The sequence below is a fragment of the Streptomyces sp. NPDC057271 genome (genome assembly GCF_042668715.1).
Classification (GTDB): Bacteria; Actinomycetota; Actinomycetes; order Streptomycetales; family Streptomycetaceae; genus Streptomyces.
Genome location: NZ_JBHUYJ010000006.1, coordinates 1 through 18926, shown reverse-complemented (window position 1 = coordinate 18926; position 18926 = coordinate 1). Strand labels below are relative to the sequence as shown.

Genomic DNA, 18926 nt, shown 5'->3' with positions numbered 1-18926 from the left:
ACGGACTTCGAGCGACTCGCAGCGTCTTTACCCAACTTGCCGTGGTTTCCATCCCCTTCGGGGACCCCACAGTTCACTTGTTCAATCGGATTCGACGAACGGCTCCAACACGAAGGTGCCCGGCGGATGTTGGACCGGCCGGGCACCTGCGTGATCGCGAGGACGACTGCCCCGTGTCAGTCGCCCCCGCCGCCACCCCCGCAGCCGCCTCCGCCGCCGCAGGACGAACCGCCCCCGCAGCCGCTTCCGCCGCCGCCCGACCAGCCGCCCCCGCGCCGTCGGCCGCCCCCGCGCCGTGCGCCGCCGACGGATGAGGCGATGCCCACCACGACGAACAGGATGATGACTGCGATGATCAGAGCTTCCATGTGTGACACCCCCGTAGGTCTTGTGTGACAGGGGGATGCCCCCCGCGCACGCGGCCCAAAGCGCACTTGAGGAAGTCCAGAGCTTCACCGCAGGATGACGGGCATGACACGACCGCTGCTCAACCGCCGGCTCGCCGGGTTCGGGACGACGATCTTCGCCGAGATGTCCGCGCTCGCCGTCCGGACCGGGGCGATCAACCTCGGACAGGGCTTCCCCGACACCGACGGCCCCGAGGAGATCCGGGAGGCCGCGGTCCGGGCGCTGCGCGACGGGCGCGGCAACCAGTACCCGCCCGGCACCGGCGTACCCGAGCTGCGCACCGCCGTCGCCGAGCACCAGCTGAAGCGGTACGGACTGACCTACGACCCCGACCGCGAGGTCCTCGTCACGGCGGGCGCGACCGAGGCGATCGCCGCCGCGCTGCTCGCCCTCGTGGAGCCCGGCGACGAGGTGATCGCCCTGGAGCCGTACTACGACTCGTACGCCGCGTGCATCGCGATGGCGGGCGGCACGCGCGTGCCGGTCACCCTCCGCCCGCACGACGGCGCCTACCGTCTGGACCTGGACGAGCTGCGGGCCGCCGTCACCGACCGGACCCGGCTGGTCCTGCTCAACACCCCGCACAACCCGACCGGCACCGTCCTCACCCGCGCCGAACTGACCGCGATCGCCGAGCTCGCCGTCGCCCGCGATCTGCTCGTCGTCACCGACGAGGTGTACGAGCACCTGGTCTTCGACGACGCCGAGCACCTGCCGATCGCGAGCCTTCCCGGGATGCGGGAGCGCACGCTCACCATCGGCTCGGCCGGCAAGACCTTCTCCTTCACCGGCTGGAAGGTCGGCTGGGCTACCGGCAGCCGGGAACTCGTGACCGCCGTCCGGACGGCCAAGCAGTACCTGACGTACGTCAGCTCGGGCCCCTTCCAGTACGCGATCGCCGAGGCGCTCCGCCTCCCCGACACGTACTACGACACCCTCCGCGCCGACCTGCGGCGCAAGCGCGACCTGCTCGGCGACGGCCTGCGCGCCGCCGGGTTCGAGGTCTACCAGCCCCAGGGCACCTACTTCATCACCACCGACATCACCCCCCTCGGAGAGAAGGACGCCCACGCCTTCTGCCGCGCCCTCCCCGAACGCTGCGGCGTCGTCGCCATCCCCAACTCCGTCTTCTACGACGACCCCGACGCCGGCCGCACCCAGGTCCGCTTCACCTTCTGCAAGAAGGACGACGTGCTTCAAGAGGCGGCCACCCGCCTTCGCCGCCTCTCGTCCTGAACGCCAGGCGGCATACCCGGCCGAGGACGTACGGCGCCGGAACTCGCCTGTCGTCCAGGCTCCTCGCCGGTGCCGGTCTTCCCGGCACCGGCGGCCATGGGCGATGCCGTCGTCGGTCAGCGGCGCCGCTTGCGGCCGCTCCTGCCGGCGGGGCGCGCCCGCTTGTGGGCGCGGCCGGGACGGGCGGCAGGTGCGCGCAGCACTTCGGCAGCCAACCGGCTGAGCTCCTCCATACCGGCCCGGTCGGGGTGCGCGGAGTCCAGCGCGGCGGCGATCGCGTCCCTGATCTGCGGGCCCTGGGCTCGCAGCGCCTCCTCGGCGCCACCCGAGCCGCCCGAGCCGCCCGCCAGCTCCACGAGCTGGAGCAGGTTCTCTGCGAGCACCAGCAGGTGCTCGGTGTCGGTCATGTCTTCCGGAGACAGCAGCTCTCGCTGTGCCAGCGTGTTCAGTGCCAGCGGCGCGAGCTGGGGATCGCGGCGCAGCGTGCGCAGCAGCCGCTCACCCTCGCCGTCCGGCAGCGCCGTCCACAGCGCGCCGAGCATCGCCTGCGCACGCGTGCGGAAAGCCATGGCTCTTACCGCGTCGGTCAGTTGCCGCAGTGCTGCCTCCCGCTCACCGCGCGCCGCGATCCAGCCGGCCAACTCCGCCTGGGCGGCATCCGGCGGGTATTCCTCGGCCAGCACGCCCAGCAGCCCGCCCGCCGACGCCTGGGCCAGTTCACCGATCAGGGGTGCGTCGCGGCCGTCGGCCAGCAGCCGCTGCCGTACGGCCCAAGTGCCGAGATCGGTGAGGCGGATGAGCTCAACCGGCCCGGCGGTCAGCTCCTCGCGCCGCCGCTCAGCCCGCTCCCGCGCCACCGGGTCCGGGGTCCGGTCTGCGACGCCCAGCAGTTGCGCGACCTCCGGCGGCATGTCCGGGGGCAGCTCCGGTCCGGCGGCGGAGAGGTCGACGTCGAGGAACACCGGGTCGGCCACCCCCCGGTCGCGCTCGATCGCGCCCAGGTCGTCCAGCAGATCGAGCACGGTGTGCAGGTCCCGGTCGGCGTGCTCGAACCACATCCGGTGCTGGAGGTCCGACCCGCCGTCGAGCTGGAGGGAGGCCCGGTAGACCAGGTGCACCGTGTCTCGCAGCCGGGGCCAGGGCATCGGGTACGGCAGGCTGTAGAGCGTGTTCAGCACATCTCCCAGCACATCCTCGTAGACATCGAAGAGCATCGACTCGACGTGCCAGCCGCTGCGTGCCCCGATCAGGGCCTGCCGCAGCTCGAAGCACGCGTCGAAGGCGCGCAGCCACATCCGAAGCGGGTCGGCCAGCAGCGGACGGGACCTGGCCACCGCGTACAGGCGCCCTTTGACCACCCGGACCAGTCGCGCCTTCTTCGCCCACTCCGTCAGCAGTCCCAGCCGTGGCAGGTCTGCCGAGGAGCGCACCCCGTCGGTCTTGTCCCCGGTGCCAAGTGCGTCCACCAGGTCGCGGGCATCGGCCATCCGCAGCCGTCCCGTCGCCGTCACGGGGCGGCCGTCCTGTCCCGCCCACTCGGTGAGCCCATGCAACTGCACCACGGTCTTCGACGCCTCTGCCCGTCGGCGCAGTTCGTCGTCCTCGGGCAGTGCGACGGGCAGCTGCGGCTCGGCACGGGCCGAGCCGGACAGCACGCGACCGCTCAGCCGCCGTTCCATGATCGCGTCGAGGGCCCGCTCGTCGTAAGCGGCTTCTCCGCGCCGCGCCCGGTCCGCGAAGCGCTGCATCGCCGCCCCGTCCCGGACGTCCACGCTCTGCTCGGCGGCCGTCGTCGCCCAGAACTTCGCCAGACCCCAGCGGGTGCGGTCCGCCATCGCAGCCGGGTGCTGCTCCGCAACCTTGTCGACCGCGGCGAGGCATTCCTGGAGTGCGGGGCCGCGCGGGTCCGCCAACCGCTCGGCGTGCAAATAGCGCAGCAGTGTGCGCAGTGTGCCTGGGGCGTCGGAGCGTTCCTCCCCAGGGAGCTCGGTGACGTTCTGGGGCAGCCAGCTGAGCAGGAGCTCCTCCACGTGGCGCGGCTCCCACAGACCCAGTCGGCCGTCGGCGGTCGCTCGGTGCCGGTAGTCCAGAATCGCCTCGGCCGTGAACCCGTCCACCGGCTGCCCCTGTTCCCCGGCCCACCGGACCAGGCGGTCGACCAGCAGCCCACGCGCCGCCTCGAACTCCTGCTCGGCCTCCGGCTCGAACCTCATCCGCATGTCGCCCGTCCCACCTGTCCGCATCAGTGCTCGCGGCAGCACGCTACCGCCGAATCACGGTCGTCGGATCGGCCGCGGACGAACGGCTCCGGCCTCAGGGGGTCGGCCACCGGCCCCCTGGCCGCTGAAGGCTATTCGGTGTCCTTCGGGTGTCGCGGGGAGGCGTACACCAGGATCACAGTCGAGGTATCCGAACTCACCAGGTAGCGGACCCGGCCGCCGCTGGTGATCTCGTACTCCCACTGCTCCAGCTCGGAGCCCTTCCATTCCCTGGTGGCGTGCCTGCCGCGGAGCTGGTGCTGACGGTTCCAGTTGGACCGCGACAGCGGGTCCGTGCGAAGGGCCTCCAGACAGCGGTGCGCGTTCGGCAGCGCCACCCGGCACAGTTCCTCCCAACCGATCACGGCCTCCGTCGTCCCGTAGATGACGTTCCAGCCGCTCAGCGGAGGGACACTGACCCGATCGCCTTTCTTCGGGCTCACTCGTGCACCTCGACCGGGCCGAGATCGACGTCACCGAGCGGGCGGAGCGCTTCCCTGAGCTGGTCGGGGTCGGCGTTGATGCGGGCGGTTGCCCGCCACGAGACGATCGCCCGGTGCACAGCCTCCCTGGCGCCCAGCTCGGCGGCGTCGGACAGCGCGTCCAGGAGCTCGACGGTGAATGCCCGGACCTCCTCGTCGTCCAGGTGACGCACCCACGGGAACACCTCAGGCAATGCGAGCAGAAGCGACCTGGCGCCCCCGTCCTGCTTCATCAAGGCAAGGAACAGCCGGGACGCGGTGGTCAGGTTCTCCTCGGTGCGCTCGGCGTGTATGGCCGTGGTCAGCACCATGTCGGGTGCGTCTCGGTGCGTGACACGCAGGCGTCCCAAGGCGGCGGCCCTCGCGGCGACCGCCTTCGGGTTCCGGGACAGATCGGTGAACGATACGGATTCCGATTCCGATGCCGAGTACACGATGCTCATACTCAGACTGTACTCTGACTGCACTCTGATTTCCATGCATCAGTCGGCTGGGAAACAGGTGGGTGAACGCGGAGTCGGCTGGGCTACCGGCAGCCGGGAACTCGTGACCGCCGTCCGGACGGCCAAGCAGTACCTGACGTACGTCGCCTCCGGGCCCTTCCAATACGCCGTGGCCGAGGCCCTGCGCCTGCCCGACTCATACTTCGTGGACTTCCGCGCGGACATGCTGGCCAAACGGGACCTGCTCGCGGGCGGCCTGGAGCGGGCGGGCTTCAAGGTCTTCCGCCCGGCCGGCACGTATTTCATCACCGCCGACATCCGGCCCCTCGGTGAGAGCGACGGTTTCGCCTTCTGCCGCACCCTCCCCGAACGCTGCGGGGTGGTGGCGATCCCGAACGCCGTCTTCTACGACCATCGCGAGGCGGGCGCGCCGTTCGTGCGGTTCGCGTTCTGCAAGCGGACGGAGGCGCTGGAGGAGGCGGCCGCCCGGCTCAAGACGCCGACCACATGACAGCCGACCGGCGTACCGGCCGCAGGTACACGGCTGCCCCGAGCCGCCACGCACCCGCACCGCCGCGCCACCGCATCGGGAGTCCTTCGTCAGCGGGCATCTGCCTCGGGCTCCGGGCACGGGAGTTCATCGAGGTCGAGGGTGAAGGTGCGGCCGTCGGCCAGCGGGATGGGGAGCTTGCCAGTGCCGTACTTATGCGTGTGTGCCGCGATGTACCCAGTGGCGGTCGGCTGGGTGTGGAGGACGACTTCCTGCGCGTACGGGTCCACGACCAGGTAGATCGGGATGCCGTAGCGGCCGTACTTGGCGGTGCAGTCGTCGTAGTCCTTGCGCGCGGAGGAGGTCGAGACGACCTCGGAGATCAGCAGGACGTCCTCGAAGCTGTAGCGCTTGCCTTCCTTGCGTGCGTCCTCGCGCAGGATCGCCAGGTCGGGGGCGGAGTTCTCGTCGGCAGGGAAGTCGATGTAGACGTCCGAGGTGACCTTTGCGTGACGGCCGAGGGCAAGAGCGGAGTCGATCTGCATCGACCTGATGGTGCTGGAGTGCTCTTCGCTCTGCGGGGTCATGATCACCTTTCCGTCGGCCCCGAACAGGACCGTGTACCCCTCGGGGAACTCGGTGTGCACGATCGCGTCGACGCTCATGGACGGCTCCTTCCCTTGTGTGGTCAGGATACGACGCACAGTGCCGCGTCACCGAGCCCAGCGGTGCGGCCCGAAGACCGGTCCGGACAGCTCGTGCGGCCGGCTCACCGCCCGCGCCGGAGATCCGCAGCGGGGTCTGTCGCACGGCAAGAACGAACCCGTCCACCGGCAGTCCCTGCTCCCCGGCCCACCGGACCAGGCGGTCGACCAGCAGCCCCCTCTCCGCCTCGAACTCCTCCTCGGCCTCGGCCTCGAACCTCATCACCATGCACCCCGCCCCGCCAGCCGCAGCCGTCCTTGCGGTGGCACATGGTGGCAAGCACACCGAGGTACTGACGGACGCGGCGAAACGCCTCCGCAAGGCATTGGCGGGCTGACCGCCACCCTGCGGGACGGGCGACGCGTCCCCCGCCGCCGCTCGTCAGCGGTGCCGTCTGCGGCCGCTCCCGCCGGTGCCGCGCCCGTGCTCGTGGGCGCGGCCGAGACGAGCGGCGGGTACACGCGGCGCTCGGGCAGCCAGTCGGCTGAGCTCCTCCATGCCGGCACTGTCGGGGTGGCGGAGGCGGACGCGGCGACGATCGCCTCCCCGACCTCGGGGCCCTGGGCGCGCAGCGCCCACTTTCGCGCCGAAGGCCGTCATTTCGGCGCTTGCCGCACCGACAACGACGGACGTACAATTTCCTGTACGTGGAAAGGGGGTCGACTGTGAAGACCATGACGTATTCCGAGTCGCGCGCACGGTACGCCGAGGTACTCAACTCCGTCACCGACGACCGCGAAGAGGTCGTGATCACCCGTGCCGGACATGAGCCGGTGGTCATCGTCTCCCTTGAGGACTACGAGTCCCTGAAGGAGACGGCGTACCTGCTGCGCAGTCCGGCCAACGCCCGGCGCCTGCTCGCGTCCATCGACGAGCTGGAGAACGGCGGCGGCACCGTGCGCGAGCTGGCGACCGACGAATAAGAGCTGCGAGTTGAAGATCACCTTCTCCTCCCGCGCCTGGGAGGACTACCTGTGGTGGCAGCTCCAGGACCGGAAGATCCTGAAGCGCATCAACACACTCATCGCGGACATCACCCGGAACGGCAACGAGGGCATCGGCAAACCGGAACCGCTCAAGCAAGGATTCCAGGGCTACTGGTCACGCCGCATCAACGACGAGCACCGGCTGATCTACAAGGCCACCGAGGACGGCGTCCTGATCGCACAGTGCCGCTACCACTACGAAAGCTGACGGGAGATCGTCACCGGCGTGGGTGCCGGGTGGTCTGCACTCGATCGAGCGCGGACCGGCCGATCAACCTCGGCAGCGGACAGCGCCCCACGGCGTCGCCCCGGAGACGTACGGCTGTGTCCACCCGCGCATGGTGGAAGACCGATGAGTTCGGCCTCGCCGCCCGGTCTGCCCCTCTGGCTGGTCGATCACGCACCGCGTGGAGAGGTGGTTGTCCCATGAGCAAGGTGGTCTTGAACGTCACCATGTCGCTCGACGGCTTCATGGCCGGTCCGGACATCAGCGCCGAACACCCCATGGGCCGGGGCGGTCATCGTCTGCATGAATGGATCTTCGACATGCCAGGGAGCGAGGTGGACGCCGCCGTCACACGGGAGATCTCGGACTCGACAGGTGCGGTCGTGCTGGGCAGAAGAACATTCGACGTGGGTGTCGGGGTGTGGGACGACACACCCTTCCCGGTCCCCTGCTTCGTCCTCACCCACAACGCTCGAAGCCAGATGGTCATGAAGAGCGGGACCTTCACCTTCATCACCTCGGGCATGGAAAGCGCGCTTCAGCAGGCACAGACAGCGGCGCGCGGCAAGGACGTCACGATCATGGGTGCGGACATCGCTCAACAGGCGCTCAGGGCACGGCTCCTCGATGAGATCAACCTCCAGATCGCACCGGTGCTGATGGGCGACGGCCGCCGACTCTTCGATCACCTGGGCAAGGAACACATCGAGCTGGAGCGGAGCAGAATCCTCGCCTCACCGCACGTCACACACCTGCGATTCCGCGTCACACATGCCCGGAACACGCCGTCCAGCGGAGTGCCGGCCCCAGCCCTCGACGGCTGACGTTCGTGGGAGTGCGGCTCCTCGTAGGCCGTGAGCGGATCGCCGACGCGAGCGGTGAGGCGGGCAGTCGACGAGAGGCTGGGGGCGAAGGGTCGCTGTGCGAGACCCCGGCGTAGCCCACGACCTTCCGGGTTCCGGTTCGGCGAGCCGCTTCAGGCGGTCTCGCCTGAAGCGCCTCACGGGCCGACAGGGCTGACGTTCGGCGCCGGACGGGGCTCTGGGCGGCGGCCCCGGGCGGCGGCCCCGGGCGACGGCCCCGGGCGACGGCCCCGGGGGGCGGCCCCGGGGGGCGGGGATTTTTCACCCGGTGGGCCCCGCGCTCGCGCGCGCTTCCTCCGGGCCGCGCCGATGGTCGGGTAGACCGATTTGTCGGGCTGGTCCCGATGATCGTCGGGACCGGTCCGACCATCCGCGTGCGCACGGAGGTGCACCCTGTCCGCCGAGACTCTCGACCGCCGGGCCTCGACCGCCGGTGCCCGGAGCGTCCCCCGTTGGCGGGCCTCGCTGTACCGGGCCGCCCCCGCGCTCGGACTGTTCGCCGCGGCCCGGCTGACCGGGATGCTGGTGCTCGCGGTCTGGGCCTGGCACATCGGACGCTCACCGCGGGCGCTGCTCGCCACGTCCTGGGACTCGGACTGGTACACCCGGATCGCCGCGCACGGCTACGGCCACACGCTCCACTGGCCCGACGGCGTCGTCCAGTCCGACCTCGCGTTCTTCCCGCTCTACCCCGCCCTGGTCCGCGCGGTCACCACCGTCCTGCCCGTCGAGGGCGGCACGGCGGGGCTGCTCCTGTCCTGGCTCTCGGCCGGGGTCGCGGCGTGGGGGATCTATCTGATCGGCGAGCGGCTCCACGGACGGCCCACCGCCATCCTGCTCGTGCTGCTCTGGGGCCTGCTGCCGCACTCGATCGTGCTGTCGATGGCGTACACCGAACCGCTGATGACGGCCCTGGCCGCCTGGTCGCTGTACGCGCTCCTCACCGGACGCTGGCTGTGGGCGGGCGTTCTGGCCGCGCTTGCCGGCCTGTCCCGCCCCAACGGTGTGGCCGTCGCGGCCGCGGTCCTGGTCGCGGCGGGGTGCGAACTGTGGCGCGGGCGTGGCAGCGGCCGGGGCGATCCACGTGTGTGGGCCGCCGCCGTGATCGCACCGGTCGGCTGGCTCTCGTACCTGCTCTGGGTGGGCGCCCGGCGCGGGGATCTGTTCGGCGGCTACTTCGCCGTCCAGGACGGCTGGACCTCCCGCTTCGACTTCGGACGCGGCGCGCTGCGCTTCGTCCTGGAGATGCTGCGGGGGCCGACGCAGTTCGGCTTCGCGATGGCGCTGCTGATCACCGGGGCGGGGGTGCTGCTCTTCGCGCTGCTCGCGCTGGTGGAGCGGCCGCCGCTGCCGGTCCTGGTCTACGCGGCCGTGCTCGTGGTCATCACGGTCGGCGGCTCCGGCTTCTTCGAGTCCAAGCCGCGCTTCCTGCTGCCCGCGTTCCCGCTGCTCTTCCCGCTGGCACGGGCACTGACGAAAGCCCGGCCGAGGGCCGCGATCGTGGTGATCGCGGCGCTGGCCGGGCTGTCGTTCAGCTTCGGTGCGTACGCGCTGACGCTCGCACGCATGGCCCTGTGAAGGGCCAGGGGCCGGTGCCGGCCCCGTGGCGGATCAGGCCTCGTCGCCGTCGGAGGACTTGTCCTCCGGGGCCTCCAGGCCGAACTGCTCCACGAGCCACTTGTCGAACTCGATCGAGGCGCGGACCCAGCTGACGGTGGAGGACACGAAGTGCTCCAGAGCGACGCCGGTGCCGATCAGCATCTGCGCCTCACCGATGAGGCGGAGGGTGGCGGAGCCGTCCTCCTCCTCGTGCAGGTGGGTGTAGACCTTGGGCCACAGGGTGCGGCGGTTCCAGTCGTCGATCGCGTCGAGAACCTTGGCGCGGTCGTCGGCGGAGTGCGGGCGGTCGTAGAACGTCCGCACCGAGAAGACACGCTGGTCCTCCTCGCCGCGGAACATGAAGTACGTCCGGAACTCCTCCCACGGCGCCGCGAGGTCACCCTCGTCGTCGACGACGTACTTCAGCTCCATCTGGTCCAGGAGCTGCTTGACCAGGTCCTGGTCGGGGACGACGGGGCCCGCCGGTCCTGCGGCCTGAGGCTGGGGCTGGCCCCCGAAATTCGGAATCGAGGACGGGTCGATGCTCACCGTGAATATCCCTTCGTACGGTTGACGCCATCCTCCCCCATGCCGGGCGGTGCATGGCAACCCCTGGCCGCTCGGCCCTGTCAGAAGAGGCCGAGCTTGAGCATGAGCGCCCGGTCCAGCGCGATGAGCTCCTCGGCGTCGAGGGCGCCCTTGAAATCGCCGAGCCGCTCGGGCGTGACCGAGTGGATCTGGTCGGTGAGGATGCGCGTCGACCTGCCTTCGAGCTCGATCTCAGGGCGGTACACGGCAGGGCCCGCGCTCGCCGAGGTGAGCGCGACCGTGACCGTACCCGTCGCGAACAGGCCGGACTGGACGACGACCGCGAGACGCTGCCCCCGCTGCTCGCCGCCCCGCCCGCCGGGTAGGGCCCTGATCTCGTAGATCGCCCCCCGGAAGATCACTCAGCCCACACCCATGAACCGCTGGATGGCGAGCATCTCCGCCCGGTCGTCCGGGTCGTCGGCCAAGCGCTCGGCGTCGGCCTTCGCCCGCGCGATCAGCTTCTCCCGGTAGGTGTGGAGGAGCGCGTACCGCACGGCCTCCGTGCGCGATCCGTACTCCTCCGCGAGTGTCCTTATCGCCGTCTCCATGGCGTCGTCCGTGCGGACGTTCAACGTGCCCATGGAGACAGCGTATCGCAAAACGTATTACAGGGTCTTGCCAGTCGCCCGCCCCACGATCAGCCCCTCCTCGAAGCGGTCCACCCGGACCGTGTCGCCGTCGCGGACCTCGCCCGCGAGGATCTCCTTGGCGAGCCGGTCGCCGATGGCCGTCTGGATCAGGCGGCGCAGCGGGCGGGCGCCGTACGCCGGGTCCATGCCCTCGTCGGCCAGCCACTCCAGCGCGGCCGGCGTGACCTCCAGCGTGAGCCGGCGCTCGGCGAGCCGCTTGGCGAGCCGGTCGATCTGGAGCTGCGCGATCCGCCCCAGCTCGGTCGTGTCGAGGGCCGAGAAGACCACCAGGTCGTCGAGCCGGTTGAGGAACTCCGGCTTGAAGGTGGACCGCACGACCTCCAGGACCCGCCCCTTCTTCTCCTCCGCGCCGATCAGAGGGTCGACCAGGTACTGGCTGCCCAGGTTGGAGGTGAGGATCAGGATGGTGTTGCGGAAGTCGACCGTCCGGCCCTGGCCGTCGGTGAGCCGGCCGTCGTCGAGGACCTGGAGCAGGATGTCGAAGACCTCCGGGTGGGCCTTCTCCACCTCGTCGAGGAGCACCACGCTGTACGGGCGGCGGCGCACCGCCTCCGTGAGCTGGCCGCCCTCCTCGTAGCCGACGTAGCCGGGAGGCGCGCCGACGAGCCGGGCGACGGAATGCTTCTCGCCGTACTCCGACATGTCGATGCGGACCATGGCCCGCTCGTCGTCGAAGAGGAAGTCCGCGAGCGCCTTCGCCAGCTCGGTCTTGCCGACACCGGTCGGGCCGAGGAAGAGGAACGAGCCGGTGGGACGGTCGGGGTCGGCGATCCCGGCGCGCGTACGGCGTACGGCGTCGGAGACGGCCCGGACGGCCTCGGTCTGGCCGATGAGCCGCTTGCCGAGCTCGTCCTCCATGCGCAGCAGCTTCTGCGTCTCGCCCTCCAGGAGGCGGCCGGCCGGGATGCCGGTCCAGGAGCCGACCACGTCCGCGATGTCGTCGGGGCCGACCTCCTCCTTGACCATGGTGTCCCTGGAGACCTCCTGCTCGGCCTCCGATGCCTCCGCCAGCTCGCGTTCCAGCGTCGGGATCTCGCCGTAGAGCAGCTTGGAGGCGGTGTCGAAGTCGCCGTCGCGCTGGGCGCGCTCGGCGCGGCCGCGCAGCTCGTCGAGCCGCTCCTTGAGCTCGCCGACGCGGTTGAGGGACTGCTTCTCCTTCTCCCAGCGGGCGGTCAGCCCGCGCAGCTCCTCCTCGCGGTCGGCGAGGTCGCGGCGGAGCTTCTCCAGTCGCTGCTTGCTGGCGTCGTCGGTCTCGTTCTTGAGCGCGAGCTCCTCCATCCGCAGCCGGTCCACGGAGCGCTGGAGCTCGTCGATCTCGACGGGCGAGGAGTCGATCTCCATCCGGAGCCGGGAGGCGGCCTCGTCGACGAGGTCGATGGCCTTGTCGGGAAGGAAGCGGGAGGTGATGTACCGGTCGGAGAGGGTGGCGGCGGCCACGAGCGCGGAGTCGGCGATCTGGACCTTGTGGTGGGCCTCGTACCGGCCCTTGAGTCCGCGCAGGATCGCGATGGTGTCCTCGACGCTCGGCTCGGCGACCAGGACCTGCTGGAAGCGGCGCTCCAGGGCGGGGTCCTTCTCGATCCGCTCGCGGTACTCGTCGAGGGTCGTCGCGCCGACCATGCGCAGCTCGCCGCGGGCCAGCATCGGCTTCAGCATGTTGCCGGCGTCCATGGCGGAGTCGCCGCCGGCGCCCGCGCCGACGACGGTGTGCAGCTCGTCGATGAAGGTGATGATCTGGCCGTCACTGGCCTTGATCTCGGAGAGGACGGTCTTCAGACGCTCCTCGAACTCGCCGCGGTACTTGGCGCCCGCGACCATCGCGCCGAGGTCGAGCGAGACCAGCCGCTTGTCGCGGAGGGACTCGGGGACGTCGCCCTTCACGATCCGCTGCGCGAGGCCCTCGACGACGGCGGTCTTGCCGACACCGGGCTCGCCGATGAGGACCGGGTTGTTCTTGGTGCGGCGGGAGAGCACCTGGACGACGCGCCGGATCTCCTGGTCGCGCCCGATGACGGGGTCCAGCTTCCCCTCGCGCGCCGCGGCCGTGAAGTCCGTGCCGAACTTCTCCAGCGCCTTGTACTGACCCTCCGGGTCGGGTGTGGTCACCCGGCGTCCTCCCCTGCTCTTCTCGAACGCGTCCAGCAGCTTCTTCGCGCCGGCCCCCTGCTGGGCCAGCACCTCGCCCGCCTGCCCGCCCTTCGCCGCGATCCCGATGAGCAGGTGTTCGGTCGAGAGGTACTCGTCCCCGAGCTCCTTGGCCTGTTCGGCGGCCTCGGCGATCACGGCGAGCAGCTCACGGTCGGGCTGCGGCGGCGCGACCGTGGAGCCGGTCACGCGGGGCTCGGCGGCGAGCAGCCGCTCCGCTCCGGACCGTACAGCGGCCTGGTCCGCCTCGACGGCGGCGAGCAGGTCGACGATGTTCTCGTTGTCCTGACCGGCCAGAAGCGCGAGCAGCAGATGCGCAGGGGTCAGGTCGGGGTGTCCCGCGGACACGGCGCGGCCGGTGGCCGCGTTGATCGCGTCCCGGCTCCTGTTGGTCAGTTCGGCGTCCACGTGCGCTGTCTCCTCCTCGACGTCCGGCTACACACGGTCCATGACTCATCTAGCGTACACAAAGTTGAGTCTATTCCGCTCAAGGTGTCGCAGGGACCCGTGCCACGGGTAGGTTCCGGGCATGGCGACTGACCCGAGGAACCCCGACGACGCGTATCTCAGCTTCTGGCGCGAGTACCACATGTCCACCCTGACCACACCGCGCGCGGACGGCACGCCGCACGTGGTGGCGGTGGGGGTGACGTACGACCCCGAGGGCGGCGAGAACGGCATCGCCCGGGTCATCACCAACAAGCACAGCCGCAAGGTCGCCAATGTCCTGGCGGCGGGCGCGGACGGCGCGCGCGTGGCGGTCTGCCAGGTGGACAAGGGGCGCTGGGCGACGCTGGAGGGCGTGGCCCGCATCCGTACGGAGCCGGACGTCGTCGCCGACGCGGTCGACCGGTACGCGACGCGCTACGGCCGGGTCCCGGCACCCAACCCCGACCGGGTCGTCATCGAGATCGCGCTGACCCGGGCCATGGGCCGGGCCTGACCCGGTGACGTGCTCGGCGGCGCGTTTACGGGGTGGGGATTTACGGGCGCAGCACAGCGGCGCCATCGCGTTTCAGGTCCGCGATGGCGCCGCTGTGTGGGGGAAGCACCTGAGCGATCTACAACGACGGGGGAACCGCTCAGGCACTGCGGGGGGTGGCGGTGATGGTCTCGGACTCGACGAGCTGGTGGTCACGCTGGTCGAGATTGACGAAGATCATGCCGTACCGGATGGCACAGCGGACAGGCTGCGGGGCGCCACGGGGCTTCCGGAGACATCGGTAGGCGCGAATATCCTCATCGTCCCCGCGCGTGATGATGATCGGCTCACCGAAGAGGGTGACCATCAACGAATCGCCACCGTGCGGCACGGCTGTGACGAGGTCGATGAAATGCCACCCGGAGCGGTAAGCGGCCGCCATCTCACGCCGGAATCGAGGATCTTCGGGAACCGTCATGCCCGCACGGACTCCCAACCAGGGTCGGAGTCGGCCGGCGCTGCGCCCCAGCCCGGGTCGCTCGCCTTGGCGACGACCTGCTGCGGAGCGAGGCCCCAGCCCGGATCATCGGTGACTGCCACCGCGCCGACCGCGGCAGCAGCTATGAACGCGACACCAACTACGGTGCGTATGAGCTTCTTGGCCATGACCGAGCAACCTCACTTGGTGTGTATCTCCTGCTCCCCCGCAGGCACGACGATGGCTCACTCCTCACGTTTCCACCACTGGCTCAATGCATCATGTTCCTGTATCGGAAAAGCCTGGGGGTGTACATATGCGAATAGAACCGGATAAAACGGGGCATCCTCATACGCACGCCGAGCTGTGCGAAGCGGGCACACGGGTCTATAAAGAGGCCCTGCGCGCGGGACGTATCGCCCGGTCGGACATCGAGTCGACGCCCTGCCTGATGGACCTCGACCTCCTTCGGCCCGATCCCGACGACGTGCAGTGGCTCCGGCCGGTTCCCCCCTCGGCCGCGCTGGCCAGACTGCTGCTCCCGATCGAGAAGGAGATCCAGGAGCGTAGACGTCTCAGCATCGAACTCTCCGACGCGTTCGAGCCATTCATGTCGGTCAGCGTCCAGGACCCCACGACCACCCACGCGATCACCGTCCTGGAGGGACTCACGAGGATCAACACCTCCCTGGACCGCGTGGTGGCCGAATGCTCCTCCGAGCTGCTGACCGTGCAGCCCGGCAGCGGCCGCAGCGCCCACACCTTCGGCGAGGCCCTCCGCCGCGTCAGGCCGCTCCTCGGCCGCGGCATCCGGATGCGGACGCTCTACCAGCACACCGCCCGGCACCAGCCGATCACCCTGGCCTATCTCGAACGCATCGGCCCCGAGGTCGAGGTCCGCACACTCGAGGAGATCATCGACCGGCTCATCATCGTGGACCGCAAGGTCGCCTTCGTCCCCGCGAGCCGGGACCGCCAGGTCGCCCTGGAGCTGCGCCACACCGGCCTCGTCGAGTACCTCGTCGGCGTCTTCGAGCAGTTCTGGCTCCAGGCCATCCCCCTGGACAACCCGGTCACCTACGAGCCGCCGCTGGACGGCATCAGCGGCATCCAGCGCTCCATCGCCAAACTCCTCGTCGAGGGCCATGTCGACGAGGCCATCGCCCGCCGGCTCGGCATGAACGTCCGGACCTGCCGCGCCCACATCGCCAAGCTCGCCTCCGCCCTCGGGAGCGGCAGCCGGGCCCAGCTCGGCTACCTCATCGCCCAGTCCGGAATCCTGGAGCAGGAACACTGACCGTGTACGTACAGATCGACCTGGACGGCCCCGCGGGGACACTGCGCGTCTCGGGACACGACATGCCCACCGTGGAGCTTCTGCGCGCGCCGGGCGACGAACCCGACCCGCTCATCCCCATCGGCACCCGCGCCGCCGCCCGGCTCGCCCTCACCGTCGACGGCGCGCCCGCGCGCATCCGGCCCGGCCGCGGACGGCTCCTGCGGCGCTCGTACCGGGTCGACGTCAGGGTCTCCGGCACCCGCTACCGGCTCGTGCCCTGCTCGTACGTGGAGAGCCGGCTGCTCCGCGACGGACACCCCCTGGGCACCCTGGACTCGTCCGGGGACGGCACGGTGGACGCGGAGTGGGCGCCCGGCACCGGGCCCGAACCGCTGGACCGGGCCGTCGGCACCGCCCTCGCCGCCGCGTTCGGCACGGGCGCGGCGCCCTGGTGGGACACGGCGACGAACATCGTGGCCGAACTCATCCCGTAGGACACGCCAAACGCAGCACGCACGACGAGGCCCCCTCCGCATCTCGCGGAAGGGGCCTCGTCGAGCGGAGTTCCGCCCGGACGGCTCAGGGCTCCGCCCGGCGGCTCGGGGCTCTGCTCAGGGCTCTGCCCGGGGCGCTCGGGACGGCTCGGGACGCTCGGGGCGCTCGGGGCGCTCGGGACGGCTCGGGGCGCTCGGGACGGCTCGGGGCGCTCGGGGCGCTCGGGGCGCTCGGGACGCTACTCGGGACGCTTGGGGCGCCACACGACCAGCGCGCTCGCCTGCTGGACGTCCGTGTACGGCACCAGGTCGCGCCGGTACGAGGCGTGCACCTGGGCCTCGCGCTGGCGCATCGCCGACGCCGCGCCCTCGACGGCCGCCGACAGCTCGGCGACCCGCTGCTGAAGCGCCGCGACCTGGTTCTCCAGCTCGATGATGCGCTTGATGCCCGCCAGGTTGATGCCCTCGTCCTGCGACAACGCCTGCACCGTACGGAGCAGTTCGATGTCACGGGCCGAGTACCGCCGCCCCCGGCCCGCGGTGCGGTCCGGCGAGACCAGACCGAGGCGGTCGTACTGACGCAGCGTCTGCGGGTGCAGACCCGACAGCTGGGCCGCCACCGAGATGACGTACACAGGCGTCTCGTCGGTCAGTTCGTACGGATTACGGCTGCGTCCCGGTCTGTCCATCGGGTCAAGCTCCCTTCGCGGCCTGGAACAACTCTGCCCTGGGGTCCTCGCCCGCCGTCGCCTGACGGTAGGTCTCAAGGGCCTCACGGGCCTTGTCGTCGAGCTCCTTGGGCACCGCGACCTCCACCGTCACCAGCAGATCGCCACGCGTGCCGTCCTTGCGGACCGCGCCCTTGCCGCGGGCGCGCATCGTCCGGCCGTTGGGGGTGCCGGCCGGAAGCTTCAGCGTCACCGCCGGGCCGCCCAGCGTCGGCACCTTGATGTCGCCGCCGAGTGCGGCCTCGTCGAACGTGACGGGCACGGTGACGGTCAGGTTGTCGTCCTTGCGGCCGAAGACCGGGTGGGCGTCGACGTGCACGACCACGTACAGGTCGCCGCTCTGGCCGCCCCGCTCGCCCGGAGCGCCCTTGCCGCGCAGCCGGATCCGCTGCCCGTCGGCGACACCGGCGGGGATGCGGACCTGCATGGTGCGGGAGGACTTGGCCCGCCCGCTGCCCTTGCAGACCTCACAGGGGGTCTCGGCGATGAGGCCGCGCCCCTTGCAGTCCACGCACGGGTCGGTGAGCGAGAACGAGCCACTGCCGCCGCGCGAGACCTGGCCGGTGCCGACACAGGTCGGGCACACCCGGGGCGTGCCGTTCTTGTCGCCGGTGCCCGAACAGGCCTTGCAGGGCGCCTGGGAGGACATCCGCAGGGGCACCGTCGCGCCGTCCACGGCCTCGGTGAAGCTGAGCGTCACCTCGGACTCGATGTCCTGGCCGCGGCGGGGCTGCGTGCGCGTACCCGCGCCGCCGCCCGCGCCACGGTTGAACAGTCCGCCGAAGACGTCGCCGAGACCGCCGCCGAAGCCGCCGGCCCCGCCGCCCGCGCCGCCGGGCCCCTGGGCGCCGCCGAAGAGGTCGCCCAGGTCGAAGTTGAAGTTGCCGCCGCCAGGGCCTCCGGAACGGAAGCCTCCGTTGCCGAAGAGCGCGCGGGCGTCGTCGTACTCCTTGCGCTTCTTGGGGTCGCCGAGGACGTCGTTCGCCTCGGAGATCTCCTTGAAGCGCGCCTCGGCGCTGGTGTCGCCCTTGTTGGCGTCCGGGTGGTTCTCGCGGGCGAGCTTCCGGTACGCCTTCTTGATCTCGGCGTCGGTGGCGTCCTTGGGGACGCCGAGAACCTTGTAGTAGTCCTTCTCGACGAAGTCCTTCGTGCTCATCGACGTCCCTCCTCTCGGACGATCTTCGCGCTAGCCCTCAGGGCCACCGCTCTCCTCGTCTGCCGACTTCTCTTCCTTCGCGGCCGGCGTCGCCCCGGGCTGGGGCTCGGCCACCGCCACGCGCGCGGGCCGGATGGTCCGCTCGCCGATCCGGTACCCAGGCTGCAGGATCGCCACGCAGGTCGTCTCGGTGACGTCCGGTGCGTAACTGTGCATCAGGGCCTCGTGGATCGTCGGGTCGAAGGGCTCACCCTCCTTGCCGAACTGCTGCAGCCCCATCTTGGCGGCCACCGTCTCCAGCGATTCGGCGACCGACTTGAAGCCGCCCACCAGCTCGCCGTGGTCCCGTGCCCGGCCGATGTCGTCGAGCACGGGCAGCAGCTCCGTCAGAAGGCCCGCGACCGCGATCTCCTTGACGGTGACACGGTCCCGCTCCACCCGACGGCGGTAGTTCTGGTACTCGGCCTGGAGCCGCTGGAGGTCGCCCGTGCGCTCGCTGAGCGCGCTGCGGGCCTGGTCCAGCTGCGCCGTCAGGCCGACCGTCTGTGCGGCGTCCCCGGCCGGGGCCGCCGAGCCCTCCTCCGTGGAGGGGGTCTCAGCGGCCTCGGCGGCGTCCTCGGCGCCGGAGGGGACGTCGGGCTTCTCCTCGAAGCCCGGGGTCTCCTCCGTCATCAGGCAGCGCCGCCCTTCGGCTTCTCGTCGTCGACGATCTCGGCGTCCACGACGTCGTCGTCGGCCTTGGCCTCGCCCTGCGGGGCGTCGCCGCCAGCGGCCTGCGTGGCCTGGG

22 protein-coding genes and 1 pseudogene are annotated in these 18926 nt (G+C 70.7%); 9 read left to right on the top strand and 14 right to left on the bottom strand.

From position 1 onward, the window contains the following. Positions 1 to 176 precede the first annotated feature (176 nt). Positions 177 to 368: a hypothetical protein gene (locus ACFUJR_RS04545; RefSeq protein WP_383169601.1), complete on the bottom strand. Its 192-nt coding sequence runs from the start codon at positions 366 to 368 to the stop codon at positions 177 to 179. Positions 369 to 462: 94 nt separating this feature from the next. Here ACFUJR_RS04545 and ACFUJR_RS04540 point away from each other — a divergent pair, with 94 nt between their 5' ends. Next, positions 463 to 1644 carry a pyridoxal phosphate-dependent aminotransferase gene (locus ACFUJR_RS04540; RefSeq protein WP_383169599.1) on the top strand — a complete coding sequence of 394 codons (1182 nt, stop codon included), beginning with the start codon at positions 463 to 465 and terminating at the stop codon, positions 1642 to 1644. Between the two features lie 116 nt (positions 1645 to 1760). Here the strand turns inward: ACFUJR_RS04540 and ACFUJR_RS04535 are convergent, their stop codons facing one another. The 3 genes from ACFUJR_RS04535 to ACFUJR_RS04525 all read right to left on the bottom strand — a co-directional run bounded on the left by ACFUJR_RS04535 (position 1761) and on the right by ACFUJR_RS04525 (position 4827). Then, positions 1761 to 3863, bottom strand: coding sequence for a hypothetical protein (locus ACFUJR_RS04535; RefSeq protein ID WP_383169597.1), 2103 nt, complete (start codon positions 3861 to 3863; stop codon positions 1761 to 1763). Between the two features lie 131 nt (positions 3864 to 3994). Continuing rightward, on the bottom strand, positions 3995 to 4345 hold the full coding sequence (locus ACFUJR_RS04530) for a hypothetical protein (protein WP_383169595.1): 351 nt from the start codon (positions 4343 to 4345) through the stop codon (positions 3995 to 3997). Further along, entirely contained in the window at positions 4342 to 4827 is a 486-nt protein-coding gene (locus ACFUJR_RS04525; protein ID WP_383169593.1) for a prevent-host-death family protein, read from the bottom strand. Before ACFUJR_RS04525 ends, ACFUJR_RS04530 begins: the two co-directional genes overlap by 4 nt. Positions 4828 to 4870: 43 nt before the next feature. On the opposite strand from ACFUJR_RS04525, the pseudogene ACFUJR_RS04520 reads away from it, so the two are divergent. After that, positions 4871 to 5338: pseudogene (locus tag ACFUJR_RS04520) on the top strand (aminotransferase class I/II-fold pyridoxal phosphate-dependent enzyme); the annotation flags it as partial. A gap of 89 nt (positions 5339 to 5427) precedes the next feature. On the opposite strand, the gene ACFUJR_RS04515 reads toward ACFUJR_RS04520, so the two are convergent. Continuing rightward, positions 5428 to 5982, bottom strand: coding sequence for a Uma2 family endonuclease (locus tag ACFUJR_RS04515; RefSeq protein WP_383169591.1), 555 nt, complete (start codon positions 5980 to 5982; stop codon positions 5428 to 5430). A gap of 705 nt (positions 5983 to 6687) precedes the next feature. Here ACFUJR_RS04515 and ACFUJR_RS04510 point away from each other — a divergent pair. The 4 genes from ACFUJR_RS04510 (at position 6688) to ACFUJR_RS04495 (ending at position 9675) form a co-directional block, all read left to right on the top strand. Continuing rightward, positions 6688 to 6945, top strand: coding sequence for a type II toxin-antitoxin system Phd/YefM family antitoxin (locus ACFUJR_RS04510; protein ID WP_037676836.1), 258 nt, complete (start codon positions 6688 to 6690; stop codon positions 6943 to 6945). Positions 6946 to 6955: 10 nt separating this feature from the next. Then, positions 6956 to 7216: a Txe/YoeB family addiction module toxin gene (locus ACFUJR_RS04505; protein WP_383169589.1), complete on the top strand. Its 261-nt coding sequence runs from the start codon at positions 6956 to 6958 to the stop codon at positions 7214 to 7216. A 218-nt stretch (positions 7217 to 7434) separates the two neighbouring features. Continuing rightward, positions 7435 to 8058, top strand: coding sequence for a dihydrofolate reductase family protein (locus ACFUJR_RS04500; protein ID WP_383169586.1), 624 nt, complete (start codon positions 7435 to 7437; stop codon positions 8056 to 8058). A 432-nt stretch (positions 8059 to 8490) separates the two neighbouring features. Beyond that, positions 8491 to 9675 (top strand): glycosyltransferase family 39 protein, encoded by a 1185-nt coding sequence (locus ACFUJR_RS04495; protein ID WP_383169629.1) that lies wholly within the window; start codon positions 8491 to 8493, stop codon positions 9673 to 9675. Between the two features lie 33 nt (positions 9676 to 9708). On the opposite strand, the gene ACFUJR_RS04490 is transcribed toward ACFUJR_RS04495, so the two are convergent. The 4 genes from ACFUJR_RS04490 to clpB all read right to left on the bottom strand — a co-directional run bounded on the left by ACFUJR_RS04490 (position 9709) and on the right by clpB (position 13490). After that, positions 9709 to 10245, bottom strand: coding sequence for a YbjN domain-containing protein (locus ACFUJR_RS04490; RefSeq protein ID WP_383169584.1), 537 nt, complete (start codon positions 10243 to 10245; stop codon positions 9709 to 9711). Positions 10246 to 10325: 80 nt separating this feature from the next. Next, positions 10326 to 10646, bottom strand: a complete 321-nt coding sequence (locus ACFUJR_RS04485) for a type II toxin-antitoxin system PemK/MazF family toxin (RefSeq protein ID WP_383169583.1) — start codon at positions 10644 to 10646, stop codon at positions 10326 to 10328. Beyond that, a complete protein-coding gene (locus tag ACFUJR_RS04480) occupies positions 10647 to 10868 on the bottom strand; it encodes a hypothetical protein (protein WP_383169581.1) in 222 nt (73 codons plus the stop codon). 24 nt (positions 10869 to 10892) lie between these two features. After that, positions 10893 to 13490, bottom strand: a complete 2598-nt coding sequence (gene clpB, locus ACFUJR_RS04475) for an ATP-dependent chaperone ClpB (RefSeq protein ID WP_383169579.1) — start codon at positions 13488 to 13490, stop codon at positions 10893 to 10895. Between the two features lie 121 nt (positions 13491 to 13611). On the opposite strand from clpB, the gene ACFUJR_RS04470 reads away from it, so the two are divergent. Then, positions 13612 to 14025 carry a pyridoxamine 5'-phosphate oxidase family protein gene (locus tag ACFUJR_RS04470; RefSeq protein ID WP_383169577.1) on the top strand — a complete coding sequence of 138 codons (414 nt, stop codon included), beginning with the start codon at positions 13612 to 13614 and terminating at the stop codon, positions 14023 to 14025. Positions 14026 to 14164: 139 nt separating this feature from the next. Here ACFUJR_RS04470 and ACFUJR_RS04465 read toward each other — a convergent pair whose 3' ends face one another. After that, positions 14165 to 14482 carry a (2Fe-2S)-binding protein gene (locus tag ACFUJR_RS04465; protein ID WP_352190419.1) on the bottom strand — a complete coding sequence of 106 codons (318 nt, stop codon included), beginning with the start codon at positions 14480 to 14482 and terminating at the stop codon, positions 14165 to 14167. Beyond that, entirely contained in the window at positions 14479 to 14670 is a 192-nt protein-coding gene (locus tag ACFUJR_RS04460; RefSeq protein WP_383169576.1) for a hypothetical protein, read from the bottom strand. Before ACFUJR_RS04460 ends, ACFUJR_RS04465 begins: the two co-directional genes overlap by 4 nt. Positions 14671 to 14798: 128 nt before the next feature. Here ACFUJR_RS04460 and ACFUJR_RS04455 point away from each other — a divergent pair, with 128 nt between their 5' ends. Both ACFUJR_RS04455 and ACFUJR_RS04450 read left to right on the top strand, forming a co-directional pair. Continuing rightward, the gene (locus ACFUJR_RS04455) at positions 14799 to 15779 is read left to right on the top strand and encodes a helix-turn-helix transcriptional regulator (RefSeq protein ID WP_383169574.1); all 981 of its coding nucleotides are present in this window, start codon (positions 14799 to 14801) and stop codon (positions 15777 to 15779) included. Positions 15780 to 15781: 2 nt separating this feature from the next. Further along, complete coding sequence (locus ACFUJR_RS04450) at positions 15782 to 16255, top strand: hypothetical protein (RefSeq protein WP_383169572.1); 474 nt, start codon at positions 15782 to 15784, stop codon at positions 16253 to 16255. A 239-nt stretch (positions 16256 to 16494) separates the two neighbouring features. Here ACFUJR_RS04450 and ACFUJR_RS04445 read toward each other — a convergent pair whose 3' ends face one another. From ACFUJR_RS04445 to grpE, 3 genes are read right to left on the bottom strand one after another with little or no spacing between them, the layout of a single operon-like run. After that, the gene (locus ACFUJR_RS04445) at positions 16495 to 16944 is read right to left on the bottom strand and encodes a heat shock protein transcriptional repressor HspR (protein WP_383169569.1); all 450 of its coding nucleotides are present in this window, start codon (positions 16942 to 16944) and stop codon (positions 16495 to 16497) included. Between the two features lie 4 nt (positions 16945 to 16948). Then, a complete protein-coding gene (gene dnaJ / locus ACFUJR_RS04440; RefSeq protein WP_383169567.1) occupies positions 16949 to 18139 on the bottom strand; it encodes a molecular chaperone DnaJ in 1191 nt (396 codons plus the stop codon). Positions 18140 to 18169: 30 nt separating this feature from the next. Then, on the bottom strand, positions 18170 to 18811 hold the full coding sequence (gene grpE / locus ACFUJR_RS04435) for a nucleotide exchange factor GrpE (protein ID WP_383169566.1): 642 nt from the start codon (positions 18809 to 18811) through the stop codon (positions 18170 to 18172). Positions 18812 to 18926 lie beyond the last annotated feature (115 nt).

Excerpts from the sequence above, each read along its gene's own strand:
- ACFUJR_RS04545 (WP_383169601.1), bottom strand. The coding sequence starts at position 368 with ATGGAAGCTCTGATCATCGCAGTCATCATCCTGTTCGTCGTGGTGGGC.
- ACFUJR_RS04540 (WP_383169599.1), top strand. The coding sequence starts at position 463 with ATGACGGGCATGACACGACCGCTGCTCAACCGCCGGCTCGCCGGGTTC.
- ACFUJR_RS04535 (WP_383169597.1), bottom strand. The coding sequence starts at position 3,863 with ATGCGGATGAGGTTCGAGCCGGAGGCCGAGCAGGAGTTCGAGGCGGCG.
- ACFUJR_RS04525 (WP_383169593.1), bottom strand. The coding sequence starts at position 4,827 with ATGAGCATCGTGTACTCGGCATCGGAATCGGAATCCGTATCGTTCACC.
- ACFUJR_RS04515 (WP_383169591.1), bottom strand. The coding sequence starts at position 5,982 with ATGAGCGTCGACGCGATCGTGCACACCGAGTTCCCCGAGGGGTACACG.
- ACFUJR_RS04500 (WP_383169586.1), top strand. The coding sequence starts at position 7,435 with ATGAGCAAGGTGGTCTTGAACGTCACCATGTCGCTCGACGGCTTCATG.
- ACFUJR_RS04480 (WP_383169581.1), bottom strand. The coding sequence starts at position 10,868 with ATGGGCACGTTGAACGTCCGCACGGACGACGCCATGGAGACGGCGATA.
- ACFUJR_RS04470 (WP_383169577.1), top strand. The coding sequence starts at position 13,612 with ATGGCGACTGACCCGAGGAACCCCGACGACGCGTATCTCAGCTTCTGG.
- ACFUJR_RS04465 (WP_352190419.1), bottom strand. The coding sequence starts at position 14,482 with ATGACGGTTCCCGAAGATCCTCGATTCCGGCGTGAGATGGCGGCCGCT.
- ACFUJR_RS04460 (WP_383169576.1), bottom strand. The coding sequence starts at position 14,670 with ATGGCCAAGAAGCTCATACGCACCGTAGTTGGTGTCGCGTTCATAGCT.
- ACFUJR_RS04455 (WP_383169574.1), top strand. The coding sequence starts at position 14,799 with ATGCGAATAGAACCGGATAAAACGGGGCATCCTCATACGCACGCCGAG.
- ACFUJR_RS04445 (WP_383169569.1), bottom strand. The coding sequence starts at position 16,944 with ATGGACAGACCGGGACGCAGCCGTAATCCGTACGAACTGACCGACGAG.
- dnaJ (WP_383169567.1), bottom strand. The coding sequence starts at position 18,139 with ATGAGCACGAAGGACTTCGTCGAGAAGGACTACTACAAGGTTCTCGGC.
- grpE (WP_383169566.1), bottom strand. The coding sequence starts at position 18,811 with ATGACGGAGGAGACCCCGGGCTTCGAGGAGAAGCCCGACGTCCCCTCC.